Origin of the sequence: Amycolatopsis sacchari, from assembly GCF_900114035.1 — a bacterium.
Taxonomy (GTDB): Bacteria; Actinomycetota; Actinomycetes; order Mycobacteriales; family Pseudonocardiaceae; genus Amycolatopsis_E; species Amycolatopsis_E sacchari.
In genome coordinates this window covers 71,852-89,119 of the sequence record NZ_FORP01000015.1, presented here as the reverse complement: position 1 = coordinate 89,119, position 17,268 = coordinate 71,852, and the positions used below count along the sequence as shown (strand labels likewise).

The window sequence follows — 17,268 nt, the reverse complement described above, 5'->3', positions numbered from 1 at the left end:
GAAACCACCGCCTCGGCCAGCCGGGAGCCGCCACTCCGGCCGACCGAACCTCACCGCGCCATCCCGGCCAGCCGGGAGTCGCCAGTCCGGCCGACCGAAACCACCGCCTCGGCCAGCCGAAGCCCTCGCCCAGCCAGCGGAAACCTCACCCGCACCAGCCAAAAACCTCAGCCCCAGCCAGCCGGAGCCCTTCACCCCGTCCAGCGGGGAGTCTCGCCCGCCCCGGGCGGGAGCTCTCCCGTCAGTTACCCGGGAGCCGCCCAACCAGCCGGAGCCCTTCACCCCGCCCAGCGGGGAGCCTCACCCGCCCCGGGCGGAAGCCCTCCCGTCAGTCACCCGGAAGCCCTCCCCGCCTGGCCCGAGGCCCCACTCCAGCCGCCGCCACGCCACTCCAGCCACCTCACCCGCCGGGCCCGAACCCCTCAGCCCAGCCAGCCTTCCAGCCACCGCGTGTGCACCGGCCCGCCGGCCAGCTCCGGCAGCAGCCGCGCGTGGAGCGACGCCGTGGTCGGCACGCCTTCCACCCGCAGCTCCGCGAGTGCCTGCCGCGCCCGGCTGAGCGCCTCGCCCCGCGTCGCGCCCCAGCAGATCAGCTTTGCGATCATCGAGTCGTAGAACGGGCTGATGCGGTCGCCCGCCACGAAACCCGTGTCGACCCGCACGCCGGGGCCACCGGGCAGGTCGAAGCGCGTCAGCTCACCGGGCGCGGGGCGGAAACCGGCGTCCGGGTCCTCCGCGTTGAGCCGCAGCTCGACCGCCGCGCCGTCGAGCACGATGTCCTCCTGCGTCACAGAAAGCGCTTTCCCGTCGGCGATGCGCAGCTGCTCCGCCACCAGGTCCAGCCCCGTCACGCACTCCGTCACCGGGTGCTCCACCTGGATCCGCGTGTTCATCTCGATGAAGTAGAACGACCCGTCGTCCGCCAGCAGGAACTCCACCGTGCCCGCGCCGCGGTAGCCGACGTGCCGCGCCAGCCGCACCGCCGCCTCCGCGATCGCCTCGCGGACCTCCCGCTCGAGACCGGGCGCCGGAGCCTCCTCGAACAGCTTCTGCCGCCGCCGCTGCACCGAGCAGTCCCGCTCGTAGGCGTGCACGACGCCGCCGTGGTCGTCCGCCAGCACCTGCACCTCGATGTGCCGCGCCCGCTCCAGCAGCCGCTCCAGGTACACCGTGCCGTCGCCGAACGCGGCGGCCGCCTCCGCCTGCGCGGTCGGCAGCACGTCCGCCAGCTCCTCCGCCGACGCGACCGGGCGGATGCCCCGGCCGCCACCGCCGGCGGCGGCCTTGACCAGCAACGGAAAACCCACCTCGGCCGCCGCGGCCTCCGCGGCGGCCAGGTCGTTCAGCGGCCCGCTGCCGGGCACCACCGGCACCCCGGCCTCCTCCGCCATCCGGCGTGCGGTGGCCTTGTCGCCCATCTTCTCGATCACGTCGGCCGGCGGGCCGATGAACGTGAGCCCGGCCTCGGCGACCCGGCGCGCGAAGGCCGCGTTCTCCGACAGGAAGCCGTACCCCGGGTGCACAGCGTCCACATCGGACTGCCAAGCCGCCGTCAGCACCGCATCCGCGTTCAGGTACGACTTCCCGGCGGGAGAACCGCCGATGTGCACCGAGTCGTCGGCGAGTTCGACCCACCGCGCGGCCTTGTCGGCGTCGGAGTAGGCGGCCACCGCCTCGACCCCGGCCTCGTGGCACGCGCGGATGATCCGCAGCGCGATCTCACCCCGGTTGGCGACCAGAACCCGCCTCATGCCTCGACCTCGGCGATGTCCTGGCCCATCGCCACCTCGTCGCCGTCGTCGAGCAGGAAGCGCTTCACCGTCCCCGCCTCCTCGGCCTTGAGCTCGTTGAACGTCTTCATGACCTCGATCAGCGCGATCGTCTGCCCCGCGGTGAAGGCCTGGCCCTCCTCCACGTACGGGTCCGCGTCGGGCGAGGGGCGGCGGTAGAACACGCCGGGCATGCTGGCCTTGATCGTCGACATGGGATAACTCTCCTTAGCTGACAAGGGACTTGATGCGGTCGAGCCGGGCTCGCCGGTCGCGCCGGGCGGCCAGCGCGCCGTCGAGGTCGACGGGCTCGAACGAGACGACGTCGCCGGTCTTGGCCTGCGCGATGCGGTCGCGGTCCGCGGAGACCACGGTGCCGATGGTCGCGTAGCCGCCACCGGTCACGGCGTCGTTGAGCAGCACGATCGGCTCGTCACCGCCGGGCACCTGGATCGACCCGACGGGGTAGCCGAGGTCGACGACGTTCGCCGGGTCGCTGCCCGCGCCGAAGGGCTGCTCGCGCTCGACGAAATCGAGCTTCCCACCGCGCAGGCGGTAGCCGACGCGGTCGGCGTCCTTGGTGATCTTCCACTCGGTGCCGAGGAACGAGTCCATCCCGGACTCCGTGAGCCGGTACGAGCACAGCCCCACGACCGTCCGAAGTGGAGTGACGGACGGGAACTCCGGCCGCAGTTCCTCGGGTACGCGGACGCCGGGACGGGCGGCGGTCGGCTCGCCCAGCGGCAACCGGTCGCCGTCGGCGAGCTTGCGGCCCTGGAAACCGCCCAGCCCGGTCAACGTGTACGTCGAGCGGGAGCCCAGGTACTCCGGCACCGCCACGCCGCCGCTCACCGCGATGTAGGGCCGGGCGCCCGCGGTGATCATCGAGAACGACAGCACGTCACCCGCGCGCACCGCGAAGGACTCCCACGTCGGCACGGGCTCGCCGTTGAGGCTCAACGGCGCCTCGGCACCGGTCACCGCCACCACGCGGTCGTCGGTGAACTCCAGCTTCGGCCCGATGTAGGTGGCTTCCAGCGTCGCGGCGCCCTCCGGGTTGCCGACGAGGAGGTTCGCCGCGCGGTGGGAGTACTGGTCCATCGCGCCCGACGGCGGCATGCCGATCTCGTAGAACCCGTCGCGCCCGGCGTCCTGCACCGTGGTGAACAGGCCGGGGGAGTGCACGATCAGTTCGCTCATCGGTACAGCACCTCCAGCAGCTCGCTGTTGAGCGCGTCGGGGTCGGCGAGGAAGGCGGCCGGGCTGAAGCCGTACTCGCGGATGCGGTAGGCGAACGTGCCCGCCTCGACCTCGCCGCGGATCCGGTCGAACTCGGCGCGGTCGATGGCGCGGTACCGGAAGATGTCCCCGGCGCGGGGGAACACGATGCCGTCGCGGAAGTCGGGCAGCGTCTGGGAAACGTCGAGCACGGGTGCCGGGGCGATGCCGAACAGCTGGTAGCCGCCCGCGCCACGCACCGGGTAGACCACCGAAAACGCGCCACCGTAACCGAAAGCGCGCTCCGGGGTGTCGGTGCGCGGGCGCACGTACTTGGGGACCTCGATCTGCCGTTCCCTGGGCACCATCTGGTAGCAGAACGGCAGTCCCGGCACGAACCCCAGCATCGTCACGAGGTAGGGCGCGCCGGACAGCGCCTCGATCAGCTGCGGCACGCCGGGGTAACCGTTGATGCGCGCCGCGTACTCCAGGTCGGTGGACTCCGGGTCCTGGTGGCGGTCGCGGAAGCGCAGCAGCGTCTCGCGGGTCCACGGGTCGTCGTAGAGCACGGGCACGTCGACGATCCGCGTCGGCAGCACCTGGTCGGCGCTCAGCGAGCTCGACGACTCCTCCAGCGAGCGCAGCAGGTCCACCAGTTCGGCGGGGTGCAGCACGTCGGGATCGAGGCGGATCAGGTAGGACGCGTTGGACGGGCAGACGTCGATCACGCCGGGCACGGCCCGCTCGCGCAACGCGGCGGTGATGGTCATGGCCTTGAGGTTGGCCTCCAGGCTCATCGCCTGGTCGATCTCGACGAACACGAACTCGTCGCCGCCGTGGGAGTAGCGGGCGGGCGGCAGCGCCAGGTCGGTCGTGGGCACGGCACCCTCCTTCCGGGTTGCGATCACCTTCGCCGTCCCGCCCCCGACGCGCTATTGGACGTTCCGGACAGGTACCCGTGCCGCCGTTGGCCAACCCGGCGAATTGCCGCCGCCGAGCCCGGCTCCCACGCTGGGGGCATGAAGAAGCTGATCGATCTGAACGCCGACGCCGGGGAGAGCTTCGGGCGGTGGCGGCTGGGCGACGACGAGCACCTGCTCCCGCTGGTCAGCTCGGTGAACGTGGCCTGCGGCTGGCACGCGGGCGACCCCGCGACGATGCGGCGCTCGGTCGAGCTGGCGCGGGACGCGGGGATCGCGCTGGGGGCGCACCCCGGGCTGCCCGACCTGGCCGGGTTCGGCCGCCGGTCGATGGCGCTCTCGCCCGCCGACGCGGCCGACGCCTGCCTGTACCAGTACGGCGCGCTCCGGGGTTTCGCGGACGCGCTCGACGTGCCGGTGGTGCACGTGAAGCCGCACGGCGCGTTCTACGGGCTCACGCTGCGTGAGCCGGAGGTGGCGGACGCGATCGCCCAGGCGTGTGCCGCCGTGTCACCCGAACTGATCGTGGTGCTGCTCGCGGGCCCGACGGCGGAACGCGCGGCGGCGGCCGGGGTGCGCGTGGCCCGCGAGGCCTTCGCCGACCTGGACTACGACGACGAGGGCCACATCATCATCGAGCCGAACCCGGTGGCGAAGGACCCGGCGGCGTGCGCGCAGCGGGTCGTGGACATCCTGTCCGGGCACGTCACGGCGGTGTCGGGCAAGCGCGTCGAGGTGGACGCCGACACGATCTGCCTCCACGGCGACCGCCCGAACGCGGTGGAGATCGCGCGGGCGATCCGGGAACGGCTGGCCGCGGAGGACGTGCGGGTCGCGCCGATCGCAGAGGTGCTGGCGGCGCGTTAGGGCCGCCACGCGGCCGAGGCGGCGGCGAGGAAGTCGTCGAGCGGCGTCGGACGGCGTCCGGTCAGCTGCTCGAACCGGGCCGGATCGGCGGCCAGCCGCATACCCCGCTCGGCGATCTCCCCACCGACGGCCGAGATGTGGCCGGCCATCGCGACGTTGACCGTGTCGTCGCCCCCAGCCGACAGCGCCACCAGTTCGTCGTGCCACTCGGCCACCGAGACGGGGCGGTGGTCGATGGTCCGGCCGAGCAGCTCGGTCAGCTTGCCCGCGACCTCCGGGTAGCTGAACATCTCGGTGCCCGCGAGGTGGTGCACCGTGCGGCCGGCGAACCGCTCGGGGTGCAGCAGGGCGGCCGAGGCGAGTTCCGCGGCGTCACGGCCGCTGATCCACGACACGGACGCCCGGCCGAAGGAGTTCCGGATCCGGCTTTCATCCCGGACGGACCGGGTGAACAGCAGTTTCAGGTTCTCGTGGAACTGCGCCGCGATCCGCAGGACCGTCAGGTCGAGGCCCGCCCACGCGAGCACCTCCTCGGCCAGCCACTGGGCCCGGCCCAGCGCGCTGGGGTGCTCCGGGGTGGCCGGTCCCATCGACATCACGACGACCCGGGGCGGGGCATCGGTTTCGCGGGCGGCCGAGGCCAGGTTCGCCGCCGCGGGCACGATGCCCGAGTCGATCGGGTAGGCGAAGTACACCAGCGGGACGCCCCGCAAGGCGGGGATGAGGCTGCGCCGGTCGTGCAGATCTCCGATGACCACCTCGGCGCCCAGCGCACGCAGTTCCCGCGCCTGTGCACCGGGCCGCCGGGTGAGCACCCGCACCGGGCGGCCCGCTTCGAGCAGCCGGTGGACGACGTGGGCCCCGGTGCCGCCGTGGCGTCCGGTCGCGCCCGTCACGAGCACGGGGCCGGCCGGTGTGTCCGGTTCCGTTGTCACTCGATCCCTACCTGGTGAAGACGAGGGCGGTGTTGTGCCCGCCGAAGCCGAAGGAGTTGCTGAGCGCCGCTTCGAACCGCAGTGGTCTCGGGCGGTCGCGGGTCACGTCGATGTCCAGACCGGTTTCGAGGTCGGCCAGCGTGGGTGTGGGCGGCGCCGTCTGGTGCGCGAGCGCCAGCACGGTGGCGACGGCCTCGAACGAGCCTGCCCCGCCCAGCAGGTGCCCCGTCATCGCCTTCACCGCGGACACGACGGGGGCGTGGGTCCCGAAGACGGTGCGGATGGCGCGGGCTTCGACGACGTCACCGGCCGGGGTGGACGTGGCGTGGGCGTTGAGGTGACCGATGTCGCGGGGGGACAGCCCGGCGTCCTCCACGGCGGCCCGCATGGCGCGGATCTGCCCGTCCCCGTTCGGTTCGGGAGCGACCATGTCGTGCGCGTCGGAAGTGATCGCGGCACCGGCGAGGGTCGCGTAGGGGACCCGCCCGCGTGCACGGGCGTGCTCCTCGCTCTCGATGAGCACAGCCGCCGCTCCCTCGCCGAGGACGAACCCGTCCCGTGCGCGGTCGAACGGGCTGGAGGCGCGCTGTGGCTCGTCGTTGCGGGTGGACATCGCGCGTGCCTGCCCGAACCCGGCCATCGTCAGCTCGTTGACACACGCCTCGGTGCTGCCGGCGACGACGACGTCCGCCCGGCCTAGCCGGACCAGGTCCAGCCCGTGGGCGATGGCCTCGCCGCCCGTGGCGCACGCGCTCACGGGCGACAGGGCACCGGCCCGCGCGTCGAGGTCGATGCTGACCGCGGCGGCGGCACCGTTGGGCATCATCATCGGCACCATCCGGGGGCTGAGCCGCCGCGGGCCGTGGTCACGCAGGGAGCGGTGGTTGGCGAGCAGCGTGCCGACGCCGCCGATGCCCGTGCCGATGATGGCGGCGACGCGGTTCGGATCCACAGTGGACACATCCAGCCCCGCGTCGGTCCAGGCTTCCCGCGCCGCCACGAGGGCCGCTTGTTCCGCCCGGTCGAGCCGCCGCGCGGCGACGCGGTCCAGCTTGGTGGCGGGATCGACGGCCATGCGGGCCGCGAGCCGCGTGGGCAGGTCCTCCGCCCAGTCCTCGTCCAGGAGCGCGATGCCGCTGCGGCCGGCGAGCAGTCCCTGCCAGCTCTCGGGCGCGCTCGCGCCGACCGGGCTGATGGCCCCCAGGCCGGTGATGACCGCGCGCCTCACGAGCGGGCCGCCTTGCGCCGGCCTTCCGCGCCGTAGCGCCTGCCCCACTCGTCCATCGCCCGCAGCACGGGGACGAGCGCCTCCGCGGCCTCGGTGGGCAGGTAGCGCTCGCGGACGCGGGAACCGGGCTCGCGGTAGCTCTCGCGGCGCAGGATGAGGCGCTGCACGAGGGTCTGCAGCCGGTCGCTGAGCACGTCGTGGCTCAGGCCGAGAGCGGCCCGGATCTCGGAGAACTTGGTGTTCCCGGCGAGCACCTCCCTGACGATGAGGAGCGACCATTTCTCCCCGATCTGGGCGATGCACAAATCCGCGCCCCGGTAGAGCCCTTCGGAGGCGCCGTCGGACCCGGCGGGGGTGGCACGAGAAGTCATGGCGCAACTATAGTGCATCTAAATCCTGGATCCGGAGCCAGGAGTGAAATGCCGCGCCGGCGAGGAGGTACGTCATGACGGGTGATCCCCGTAGCGAGGACCCGGCGCCCGGTCTGATCGGCCGGGACGACCTGCTCGGCGAGCTGCGCGGCTTCGTCGAACGGTCCCGCCACGAAGGGGCCGCACGCGTACTGGTCGGCGAGGCGGGGGTCGGCAAGACGGCGCTACTGGACGCGGCCTGCGCGTTCGCCGAGGAGACCGGGACGAGAGTGCTCCGGGTGGCCGGTGCCGAGTTCGAGGCGGAAATCGGGTTCGCGGGTCTCCACGCCCTGCTCGCACCGCTGCGGAACGCGCTGGACGAGGTCGGCCCGGACCTGCGGGACGCCGTCCTCCTCGCGCTCGGACTGCGGAACGGTCCTGTCCCACGCCCGCTCGTGACGTACAGCGCCGTACTCGAACTGGTGACCCGCGCCAGCGAGGACCGGCCCGTGCTGTTGTGCGTGGACGACCTGCAGTGGCTCGACAGGGCGAGCGTGGCCGCGATCGGGTTCGTGGCGAGACGGGTGCGGGGCACGCGGACCGGGGTGCTCGCCGCCGAGCGCGCGGCGCGCGCCACCGTCCTGGACGGCGGTGGCATCCCCGTGGTCCCCGTCCACCGGCTGCCGCGGGAGCACGCGCGGGAACTGCTCGCCCGCCGCCACCCCGCCCTGCCCCCGCGACTGCGCCGGCGCGTGCTGTCGGAGGCCGACGGCAACCCCCTCGCACTGCTGGAACTCGTCAGATCCGTGCCCGACTTCGCGGATCCGCTGGCCCACCTGCCGACGGTGATGCCGCTGACGTCGAAACTGGAACGGGCGTTCGCGGTCCGGACCACCGGACTGCCTGTCAGGACCCGGGAGGCGCTGCTGCTCGTGGCCGTCGCCGGGAGGCCCGACGTCCGGAAACTGGTACGCGGCGGTCTGCCGGTCGACGCCCTTGCGCCGGCGGAGTCGGCGGGGCTCGTCACGGTCGACCGGGAGTCGATGACGGTGGCGTTCGGCCATCCCCTCATCCGCTCGGCGATCGTCCGCTCGGCCGCGCCGGCGGACGTGCGACGTGCACACGCCGCGATCGCGACCGGACTGGACGACGACCCGGTCAGGCAGACCTGGCACCTCGCGGAGGCGGCCGTCACGCCGGACGAGGGCGTGGCGGGACGTCTCGAACTGGCGGCGCGCGGTGCACTCGCCGGAGGCGACGCCCCCGTGTCCACCGCTCTGCTCGCCCGCGCCGCCCGGCTGAGCCCTCTCGGTTCCGCCGCGGCCCGGCGGCTCGCCCAGGCCGCGTCCCTCGCCGCGCAGGTCACGGGCGATCTGGGCGCCGCGGCTCGCTTCCTCGACGAGGCACGCCGGCTCGATCCGTCGATCACGGCTTCGCTCCACGGGGCGTCGGCGGCGGCCTACACCATGGTCAACGGCGACGGAGACATCGACTCGGCCCACCGCCTCCTGGCCGCGGCCGTCGAACGGGAGTTGCGGATACGGGCGGCCCCGGACCACGAACTCGGCGAGGCGATGACGACGCTGCTCTTCCTCTGCTGGTGGGCGGGGCGGGAGGAGTACTGGACGTCCTTCGAGCGGGCGCTCGCCCGGCTCGGGCCGGACGCGCTGCCCCTGCTGGGAATCCAGAGTCCGGCGTTCACCGACACGGTGCGGCGGGGCGCGGAACTGCGGGCGCGACTGCGGGAGCTGATCAGCAGTCACGTCGACGAGCACGAGCCGGCCCAGATCATCCGCCTGCTGACCTCGGCCGTCTACGTCGACATGGTGGCCGGTTGCCGCGAGGTGGCGTGGCGGCTCGTCGAGAGCGGTCGCGGGGACGGCGCGATCCGGTCGGGCCTGGGGGCGCTGATGCTGTTGTGCCTCGACGACTTCGCCTCCGGCCGGTGGGAGGAGGCAGAACACCTCGCGGAGGAGGGGATCGAGCGCTGCCAGGCCCACGGTTACCGGTTCCTCGTCTGGTACTTCCTGTACAACAAGGCTCTACTCGCCGCGGTCCGCGGGAACGTCCCGGCGGTGCGCGAGTTGACCACCGAGCTGGACCGGGTGGCCCGCGCCCGCAGGGCGGCCACACCGGGGCACCACGCCGCCCACGCCCGCACCCTGGCCGCGATCGCCGCCGGGGACTGGGAATCGGCCTTCCGCCACGCCAGCGCGCTCAGCTCACCGGGCGCCTTCGCCCCCCACCGGCCGGTCGCGATGTGGGTGGCCTTCGACCTGGTCGAGTCCGCGCTGAAGACGGGCAGGGGGGAGGCGGCGCGCGCCCACGTGGCGGCGATCGTGGCGAACGACGTCGCGGCGGTGTCACCCCGCATGGCGGTGAACGCGTGGGCCGCGCGGGCGCTGGTCGCGGAAGGCGAGCGTGCTGCGCGGCTTTTCGAGCGCGCGCTCGCCGTCGAGGGAGCGGACGATTTCCCCTTCGACCTCGCTCGCGTCCAGCTGGCCTACGGCGAACGGCTGCGGCGGGACCTGCGTTTCGTGCGAGCGCGGCAGGTCCTGAACTCGGCTCTGGAGAAGTTCGAAGCGCTCGACGCCGTTCCGTGGGCGGAGCGCACGAGACGCGAACTGCGCGCCGCGCGGGATCCGGGCCTGCCCCGCCCCGTCCTCCTCGCGGACAACGCCCTGACCGCTCAGGAACGGGCGATCGCGGAGCTCGCCGCGGCGGGGTTGAGCAACAAGGAGATCGCCCGGCGCTTGTACCTCTCGCCTCGGACGGTGGGCGGGCACCTCTACCGCGTGTTCCCCAAGCTCGGGATCTCGACCCGGGCGGCGCTGCGGGACGCCCTCGATCGGCTCCCCGGGCCGGAACCGGTGCCGGTGCCCTGAAACCGCCAAGGCGGAGCGCCGCAGCGGGCGGTGCGGCGATCGCCCGCTGCGGCCAGACGATCACCCGTCCGCCGCGACCGGTGTGCGGGGGTTGCGGCGCCGCCACAGCACCAGCGCGGAACTCCACAGCACGGCGAAAAGGACCACGACCACGCAGCCGACCGTGTTCAGGTCCAGCCGTGAAACCCACCGCGAGAACGGGCCGTCGAGCCCGAGTCGCTCCCCGGCGAAGGACACGATCTCGACGGTGCCGACCGAAACGGCGACGACGACCGACACCGAGGTGACCACGAGGTTGTACCGGAGCCTGCGCCCCGGCCGCGCGAAGGCCCAGCCGTAGGCGTAGCGCATCAGCACCCCGTCCAGCGTGTCCAGAAGGGACATTCCTGCGGCGAACAGGATCGGCAGGGCCAACAAGGCGTACCAGGGCAATCCCGCCGTCGCGGTGGTCGCCGCCAGCACGAGCAAACCGACCTCCGTCGCCGTGTCGAAGCCCAGCCCGAACAGCAGACCGAGCGGATACATCTGCCACGGGGCCCTGACGGCCTTGATGACCCGGCCGAAAACCCGGGTCAGCAGACCGCGGGGCGCGGTGTTCGCGGCCAGCTCGGCCAGCTCCGCCGAGCCCCGGCGGAGCCTCCGGTACCGCCGCCACGTCGACAGGAGCAGAACGAGGTTCGCGCCCGCGATGACGTAGAGGAACAGTGCGGACACCCCGGTCCCGACGACGCCGGTCATTTCGTGCAGTACCGAACCGTCGTCGCTCAGTGCCCGTGACAGCGTTCCGGAGCCCAGGGCGAGGACAACGGTGAGCGTCAGTACCACCGTAGAGTGCCCGAGCGAGAACCAGAAGCCGAGCGAGATGGGCCGGCGACCGCCTTCCATCAGGGTGCGGGTGGTGTTGTCGATGGCGGTGATGTGGTCCGCGTCGAACGCGTGGCGCAGGCCGAGCGCGTAGGCCGCGACGCCCAGCGGGACGACTGCGGGGTACGTGCTCAGCAGCAGGCCGGCACCGAGCACGTGCAGGGCGAGAACGACGACGCCGACCACGACGAGGGTCACTGGAGTGCGGTCCACCGGAAAACTCCCTTCACGCACCGGATGTGACCGCGCCGAGGGGAACGTAGGGGAAACGGGACGACGGGCGCGCTGCCACCGACTCCTTCCCGATGCCCAGAGCGACCGGCGTGTTCGCGGCGGTGGAGAACATGACGTCCGGCGCGTTGTCGGTCAGGGCGCGGCCGTTCCACTCGAGGAAGCCGAAAGACGCGGGGCTGCCCACGGTGTAGGGCAGGATGTTGGGCAGGAAGCGCTCGGTGACCCGGCGCGCGTACGCCCCGGGATCTTCCGCCGTTCCGTACGCGGCGACGATACCCGCGATCTTCCTGGTGAGGAGCGGGCCGTAGGTCGCCGGGTCGTCGACCGGGCGGCCCGCGTTCAGGTCGTCACCGAGCCGCTCGTCGAACTGCGTGAACAGCGGGTGGATCATGGGCAGACCCACGCGGTTGACCGACCGCCAGCCGCCGGCGTCCGTCTGCAGGCTCGCCACCGCCCACACGCCGATGCGCTGGCCCTCGCCGAATTCGGTGTCGGGCAGCTCCAGGACGATCGAGTGGACCGTGTGTCCCGCGAAGAGGTTCACGGCCTCGGCGGGAGTCCACGCTCCGAGTTCGACCCTCGTCCCGTCCTGCACCGCGTGACCGACGGCGTGCAGGACGGTCGGTTCGATCCAGAAGGGATCGCCGGCCTTCCCGGCCCAGAGCCGCTCGCCGCCACGTCCGCGCACCTCGCCGCCGGTCGTCCCCTCCGCGATGAGGTCGCCACCGGCGAAGGGATCCCGGGCGTCGGTACCGGTGATCTTGCGCACCGAGTAGCGCTGGTCACCCGAGCTGTCCCGCTCGGCGAACACGAGCCGGTACGTGACGTCCTCGACGGCGTCCCCGTCGAGGTCGATTTTGAACTCGTACATGCCCTCCGGGTGGAAACCGGGGACCGGGGGCTCGCCCAGTGAGTGGGAGACGTCGATGACGAGCGCGGTTCCGGTCTCCCCGCGGAAGACGTACAGATCGGTGATGTCGAGCCGGACGTCCTGACGGGCGAGGGGCGAATCGAGGTGGTGTGACATCGGGTGCTCACTTCCTGTCCGGTGTGGGTTGGCGGGGCCGGAATGGCCTCAGCGCCACCTTCCCGGTCCGATTCCTCCGCGCTCCACGGGCGATTGACCCTGTTCGGTGGCGACGGTGCGGGGTGGAGTCGAACGACTCAGGTCGCCGCCGCTTCCGGCGGGGATCATGGGATCGACGGCCCGGAGAAGAAGATTTTTCATGCCCCGCTACGGCGAACCGTCCACTCGGGACGTGGTGGACGGCACGCTGCCCGTGACCAGTCACCGCGTGCTGTTCCGGGTCCCCCCGACGGACGGTGCGGAGGAAGCCGGAGCAGGGACGGGCGGATTCAGCAGAAGTGGGTGGAGGGGACCGTGATCGACGCGCGGCTGACCTCCGCCGGTGACACCCCCAACGATGACCGGACCCTGTGTGCCGGAGGAAGCAGTACCGAGAATGCCCTTGTGCACCCGTCGCGGAACGTTCTGGTCCGCGGCTTTCGTCCTCGCGCTCTGCCTGTGGAGCAGCGGCGCGCCCAGTGTGCTGTACCCGCTGTACGCCGCCGAATGGCGGCTTCCGCCGGTGGTCACCACCTCGGTGTTCGCGACCTACCCGCTGGCACTGCTCGTCGTGCTGCTCCTCGCGGGAGGACTGTCCGATGTGCTGGGAAGACGGCGCGCGATGCTCATCGGGGTGGCCCTGATCGCCGTCGGAGCCGCGGTCTTCGCCGTTCCGGCGTCCGTCGCGGTGTTGTTCCTGGGCCGCGCGGTGCAGGGACTCGGGGTCGGTTTCGCGTTCTCCGCCGCCAACGCCTCGCTGGTGGAGAACACGGTGTTCGACAGTCCGCGCGCGGCGGGTGTCGTGACGACGGCGTCGACCTCGGGTGGGCTCGCCCTGTCGCTCGTGGTCGGCGGGGTGCTCGCGCAGCTGCTCCCGCTGCCGCTGGTCCTCACCCACCTGGTGACGTTGGCGCTCGCGCTCCTCGCCTTCGTGTTCGTGTACTGCACGCCGGACGACCGGCCGGACGCGGCCCGGCCCGTTCCCGGGCGGCCCGCGATAGCGCCGGGCACGCACGGTGCGGTCGTCACCGCGACCCTAGGCGTCGTCGTCGCCTACGCCGTGGGAGCCGTGGTGATGTCGCTCGGCGCGCAGATGGCGCGCCAGCTCGCCGGCACCGGCGACCTGTCCGTCGTCGGTCTCCTGCTGGGTCTTTCGTGCGCGGTCATCGGCGCCACCGCGGTGCTGGTGGGCCGGTTTCCGCCGGTGGTCGCCACGCTGGTCGGGGCGGTGGTGTCACTGCTCGGCCTCGTCCCCGTGGTCATCGCCGCGGAGACCGGTTCGTTCGCGATGTTCCTCCTCTGGTGCGTGGTTTCCGGCGTCGGGTACTCGTTCGCCTTCAGCGGCGGGGTGAGTCTCGCGGCGAAGGAGGCACCGCCCTCGCACCGTGCCCGGACCTTCTCCCTGGTGTATCTGGTCAGCTACCTGCTGCAGACGGTGGTGGCCGTCGGAGCCGGGGCGCTGGCAACGGCGCTCGGCCTCAAGGTGGCCATCGCCTGGCTCGCTCCCGTCATCGCCGTGCTGTGCGTCGCGCTCCTGATCGGCTCGCTGTCCGGCATCGTGAAGGCGGGCCGTCGCTCGCGGGACGTCGCCGTCAGCGGTGTGCGCTGACGGATGCGGGATCGGCAGCGGTCCGACCTCAGCATTCCTCCAGGTGGGCGGGGTCCAGCACGAACTCCGTGTGTGCCGCCAGCGCGTCCGCCTCCTCCGGGTCCACCTCCCGGAAGCGCACCGTGTCCTGCCCCGGCCGCAGCTGGCCGATCCGCCACAGCGCGGCGTGCGTGACCGTCGCGAGCACGGTGAAGCCGCCGGAGCTGGGGCCGTCCGGGCCGAGGATCGTGGGCACGTCACCGTTCACGATCACGCCGCCGAACGGGTAGCTCGCGTCCAGCACGTTCGACGGGTGGTCGCCCGCGATGCCGCCGTCCTGGCGCGCCCACGTGAACCGGTGCGGGTTCAGCAGCACGCCCAGCCGGCCGGAGTTCAGGTTCACCCGCCACCGCGCGCTCGTGAACTCCCGCCAGTCCTCCGGCGTCACGAACTCCGGGTCCGCGTGGGGGCCGCGCACGACTTCGAGCTCCCAGTGCTGGTGGTACCGCGGCCGCAGCGACTGCGGCACCCGGAGCCGCCTCGGCTCGCCGCGGCCGACCGGCAGCAGATCGCCGCGGATGAGCGGGCGGCCGTCGAGCCCGCCGATGCCGCCCATCGTGTGCAGCGCCCGCGCCCCCAGCACCGGCGGCACGTCGATGCCCCCGGAAACCCCCAGGTACAACCGGAAACCGGGGCCCTCCGGCGCGGTCGAGGCCAGCACGTCACCGGGTTCGACCGGCACGCCTTCCCACAGGGGCACCGGCCTGCCGTTGACCGTCGGCGTACCCGCGCCGCAGAACGCGACCACGCCCGCGAACCGCGCCCGCGCGGTGAACCGGCCCGACGGGATCTCCAGTCCCGCCGCGCCGGGATCGTTGCCCACCAGCAGGTTCGCCAGCCGGAACGCGAGGTGGTCCACCGGCCCGGCCGGGAACAACCCGCGCGAGGCGAGGCCGACCCGGCCCGGGTAGTCCTGGATCGTGGCCTGCGGCCCCGGATCGAGGATCTCCAGCGTCACCGGCCCTCCAGGTAGTCGGCCACCACGAACGGCTCCTCGACGACCTCGTAGCGGTACCGGTTCTCCAGCACCAGCCGCCGGATCTCGGTCAGCTCGGCTTCCTCGACCCGCACGAACTCCAGCCGGTCCCCGGCGCGCAACAGGAACGGCGACGTGGCGAACACGTCGTTGCGGGCCAGCACGTCGAAGATCGGCACCGTGCGGCCCAGCAACTGGTAGCTGCCCGGCGAGTCCACCGGGAACACGGCGAGCGACGGGCCGCCCATGCCGACCGCGCCCTCCGGCGTCCACGCCCGCGCCGGGTTGTACTTCGGCACCGACAGCCCGGTCGGTTCCCGCAGGGAGAAGGTGAACGGCAGGCCCGGCGAGAAACCGGTGAACGCCGTCCACCACTGCGTCCCCAGCACCTTGGCGTACAACGCTTCCCGGTCCGGCAGCCCGTTCTGCTCGACGATGTGGTCGACGTTGCTCCCGCCTTGGGTGTACGGCGCGGCCCGGATCGTCGCCGCGTACAGCTCCACCGCGCGCCGCGTCGCCGAGTCGTCGAACGCGATCGGCAGCTTGATGCGGCGGCTGGGCACGACGAGCGACGAGATGTCGGGCAGCCGTTCGTGCACCACGGTCAGGTGCGCGAGCAGCGCCGCCCGACTGGTGCGCGCGGGGTCGAAGCGCACGAGGATCGAGCGGAAACCCGGTGCGGCTTCGACGAACCCGGGTGGCGGGTCCTCGCTGAGCCCGGCGAGCGCCCGCACCACGAAGAAGTTCAGCCGCAGGTCCAGTTCCGCGTCGCCGTACTCGACCAGCACGTACCGCTCGCCCGCGGTGCGGTAGCGGATCTTCACCGGCCCGCCTCCCGCAACCGCAGCGCCAGCCACAGCTCCGCCCGGGCCGTGGGGTCGTCGAGGTCGGTGCCGAGCAGTTCGACGATGCGGCCCAGCCGGTAGCGCAGCGTGTGCCGGTGGATGCCGAGCGCGGCGGCGGAGGCGTCGATGTGCCCGTTGTGGGCCAGGAACACGCGCAGCGTCGAGACGAGGTCCAGTTTGGACCGGGTGGCGTGCCGGGCGAGTGGTTCGAGCAGGGCGTCGGCCCAGCCGAGCGCCCCCGGCGTGTCGAGCTGCGCGAGCAGGCCCGCGGTCGCGGCGTCCTTGGCGAGCAGGAGGCGTTCCCCCTTGGGGGTGCCGAAGAACACGGAGCGGGCGCGGCGCAGCGCATCCGGCAGGTCACCGAAGCCGACGCCTTCGGTGACCACGCCCCGCGAGCCGGAGACGCGGTGCAGCACCTCCTCCAGTGCCTGCAGGTCCCCTTCCGCGACGGGCAGGACGACGACCACGGTGTGCTGTTCGTGCGGGACGACGAGCGCGTTCGCCTGCGCGAGGCCCTGGTGTTCCTCGGCGGCACGCAGCAGCCCACCGCTGTCCGTGCCGGCACCCAGCACGGCGACGCGGATCGGCGCGGCGGGCAACGGCACTTCGAGCGTGCGGGCGACCGTCCGCGTCAGCTCGGGGTGTTCGTCGGAGGCCAGCCGCAGCACGGCGCGGCGAGCGCTGCGCCGCGCCCTCGCCACGTCGCGTTGCGCGGCGAGGTCGAGGGACAGCAGGCCGGCGGCGCTGGTCAGAACGGCGTGCTCGGCGGCGCTGAGCGGCGCTTCCCGCCCGGCCGCGAGGAACCCGCCGTCCGGTTCGAGCGGCAGGAGCGCGACCTGGTCCTCGCCGAGGTCGAGCGAGGCGGCCCGCACCGGCGAGCCGAGCCTCGTGAGGTCCAGGCCGAGGCGGTCGGCGTGGCGGCGGGCGGTGGCGGGGGAGGCGTGCCGCGGGCCACCGCGTTCGTCGAGGACCAGGCACCAGCAGCCGAGCGCGCGGGCGAGCGTGTCGAGGACCGCGCGGGGCCCGCCGCCGTCGAGGGCGGCCGCGATGAGGGCGCGCTGCGCGTCGACGGCGTCGGCGCGGTCGTGTGCCCCGGAGATGGCGGCGGCGACGACCTCGCTGATGGCGATGAACGGCGTCGAGTGCGGGACTTCCAGCACCGGCAGGTCGTGGCGGCGGGCGGCGGCGAGCAGGTCGCGGGGCACCTCGTCGTGCCCGAAGCCGACGCCGAAACCGAGCCCGGCCAGGCCGTGTGCGGCCAGCCTGCGGACGTAGGCGCTCCAGCCGCCCGCGAGCCCGACGGTCAGCAGGAACTCGCCGCCGGACAGGAAGGGGGTCGGGTCGGCCAGTTCGCTCACGTGCACCCAGCGGATGGGCCGGGTGAGGTCCGCGTCGACCAGCGACCGCAGGCCGAGCTCACGCCGGTCGAGCAGCCACGCCGCGGTGGGACGCACCTCGCCTCC

The 17,268-nt window shown here is 72.9% G+C and carries 15 protein-coding genes; 3 read left to right on the top strand and 12 right to left on the bottom strand.

Translation table 11 applies throughout. From position 1 onward, the window contains the following. Window positions 1–422: 422 nt before the first annotated feature. The 4 genes from BMZ92_RS23420 to BMZ92_RS23405 are packed head-to-tail and all read right to left on the bottom strand — an operon-like array spanning window position 423 to window position 3,868. Window positions 423–1,751: an acetyl-CoA carboxylase biotin carboxylase subunit gene (locus BMZ92_RS23420; protein WP_091511407.1), complete on the bottom strand. Its 1,329-nt coding sequence runs from the start codon at window positions 1,749–1,751 to the stop codon at window positions 423–425. Beyond that, complete coding sequence (locus BMZ92_RS23415) at window positions 1,748–1,984, bottom strand: acetyl-CoA carboxylase (RefSeq protein ID WP_091511405.1); 237 nt, start codon at window positions 1,982–1,984, stop codon at window positions 1,748–1,750. Before BMZ92_RS23415 ends, BMZ92_RS23420 begins: the two co-directional genes overlap by 4 nt. Window positions 1,985–1,997: 13 nt before the next feature. Next, a complete protein-coding gene (locus BMZ92_RS23410) occupies window positions 1,998–2,969 on the bottom strand; it encodes a 5-oxoprolinase subunit C family protein (protein WP_091511403.1) in 972 nt (323 codons plus the stop codon). Continuing rightward, window positions 2,966–3,868 carry a 5-oxoprolinase subunit B family protein gene (locus BMZ92_RS23405; protein ID WP_091511401.1) on the bottom strand — a complete coding sequence of 301 codons (903 nt, stop codon included), beginning with the start codon at window positions 3,866–3,868 and terminating at the stop codon, window positions 2,966–2,968. The genes BMZ92_RS23410 and BMZ92_RS23405 overlap by 4 nt, the downstream gene beginning before the upstream one ends. A 138-nt stretch (window positions 3,869–4,006) precedes the next feature. Between BMZ92_RS23405 and BMZ92_RS23400 the strand changes: the two genes are divergently transcribed. Continuing rightward, entirely contained in the window at window positions 4,007–4,774 is a 768-nt protein-coding gene (locus BMZ92_RS23400; RefSeq protein ID WP_091511398.1) for a LamB/YcsF family protein, read from the top strand. Here BMZ92_RS23400 and BMZ92_RS23395 read toward each other — a convergent pair. The 3 genes from BMZ92_RS23395 to BMZ92_RS23385 are packed head-to-tail and all read right to left on the bottom strand — an operon-like array spanning window position 4,771 to window position 7,308. Further along, the gene (locus tag BMZ92_RS23395; protein ID WP_091511396.1) at window positions 4,771–5,709 is read right to left on the bottom strand and encodes an NmrA family NAD(P)-binding protein; all 939 of its coding nucleotides are present in this window, start codon (window positions 5,707–5,709) and stop codon (window positions 4,771–4,773) included. The genes BMZ92_RS23400 and BMZ92_RS23395 overlap by 4 nt on opposite strands. A 7-nt stretch (window positions 5,710–5,716) precedes the next feature. Beyond that, window positions 5,717–6,937, bottom strand: coding sequence for a beta-ketoacyl-[acyl-carrier-protein] synthase family protein (locus BMZ92_RS23390; RefSeq protein WP_091511393.1), 1,221 nt, complete (start codon window positions 6,935–6,937; stop codon window positions 5,717–5,719). Further along, the gene (locus BMZ92_RS23385) at window positions 6,934–7,308 is read right to left on the bottom strand and encodes a winged helix-turn-helix transcriptional regulator (protein ID WP_177228840.1); all 375 of its coding nucleotides are present in this window, start codon (window positions 7,306–7,308) and stop codon (window positions 6,934–6,936) included. The genes BMZ92_RS23390 and BMZ92_RS23385 overlap by 4 nt, the downstream gene beginning before the upstream one ends. A gap of 74 nt (window positions 7,309–7,382) precedes the next feature. Between BMZ92_RS23385 and BMZ92_RS23380 the strand changes: the two genes are divergently transcribed. Then, the gene (locus BMZ92_RS23380; RefSeq protein WP_091511387.1) at window positions 7,383–10,172 is read left to right on the top strand and encodes an ATP-binding protein; all 2,790 of its coding nucleotides are present in this window, start codon (window positions 7,383–7,385) and stop codon (window positions 10,170–10,172) included. Window positions 10,173–10,232: 60 nt separating this feature from the next. On the opposite strand, the gene BMZ92_RS23375 is transcribed toward BMZ92_RS23380, so the two are convergent. Both BMZ92_RS23375 and BMZ92_RS23370 read right to left on the bottom strand, forming a co-directional pair. Beyond that, window positions 10,233–11,249, bottom strand: coding sequence for a HoxN/HupN/NixA family nickel/cobalt transporter (locus tag BMZ92_RS23375; protein ID WP_177228839.1), 1,017 nt, complete (start codon window positions 11,247–11,249; stop codon window positions 10,233–10,235). 13 nt (window positions 11,250–11,262) lie between these two features. Beyond that, complete coding sequence (locus BMZ92_RS23370) at window positions 11,263–12,297, bottom strand: DUF4331 family protein (protein ID WP_091511381.1); 1,035 nt, start codon at window positions 12,295–12,297, stop codon at window positions 11,263–11,265. A gap of 436 nt (window positions 12,298–12,733) precedes the next feature. On the opposite strand from BMZ92_RS23370, the gene BMZ92_RS23365 reads away from it, so the two are divergent. Next, the gene (locus BMZ92_RS23365; RefSeq protein WP_177228838.1) at window positions 12,734–13,945 is read left to right on the top strand and encodes an MFS transporter; all 1,212 of its coding nucleotides are present in this window, start codon (window positions 12,734–12,736) and stop codon (window positions 13,943–13,945) included. 28 nt (window positions 13,946–13,973) lie between these two features. Here BMZ92_RS23365 and BMZ92_RS23360 read toward each other — a convergent pair whose 3' ends face one another. From BMZ92_RS23360 to BMZ92_RS23350, 3 genes are read right to left on the bottom strand one after another with little or no spacing between them, the layout of a single operon-like run. Beyond that, window positions 13,974–14,942, bottom strand: coding sequence for an acetyl-CoA carboxylase biotin carboxylase subunit family protein (locus tag BMZ92_RS23360; protein ID WP_218153537.1), 969 nt, complete (start codon window positions 14,940–14,942; stop codon window positions 13,974–13,976). Beyond that, complete coding sequence (locus BMZ92_RS23355; protein ID WP_177228837.1) at window positions 14,939–15,784, bottom strand: 5-oxoprolinase subunit B family protein; 846 nt, start codon at window positions 15,782–15,784, stop codon at window positions 14,939–14,941. Before BMZ92_RS23355 ends, BMZ92_RS23360 begins: the two co-directional genes overlap by 4 nt. Then, window positions 15,781–17,259 (bottom strand): PucR family transcriptional regulator, encoded by a 1,479-nt coding sequence (locus BMZ92_RS23350; RefSeq protein ID WP_177228836.1) that lies wholly within the window; start codon window positions 17,257–17,259, stop codon window positions 15,781–15,783. The genes BMZ92_RS23355 and BMZ92_RS23350 overlap by 4 nt, the downstream gene beginning before the upstream one ends. Window positions 17,260–17,268: the final 9 nt, after the last annotated feature.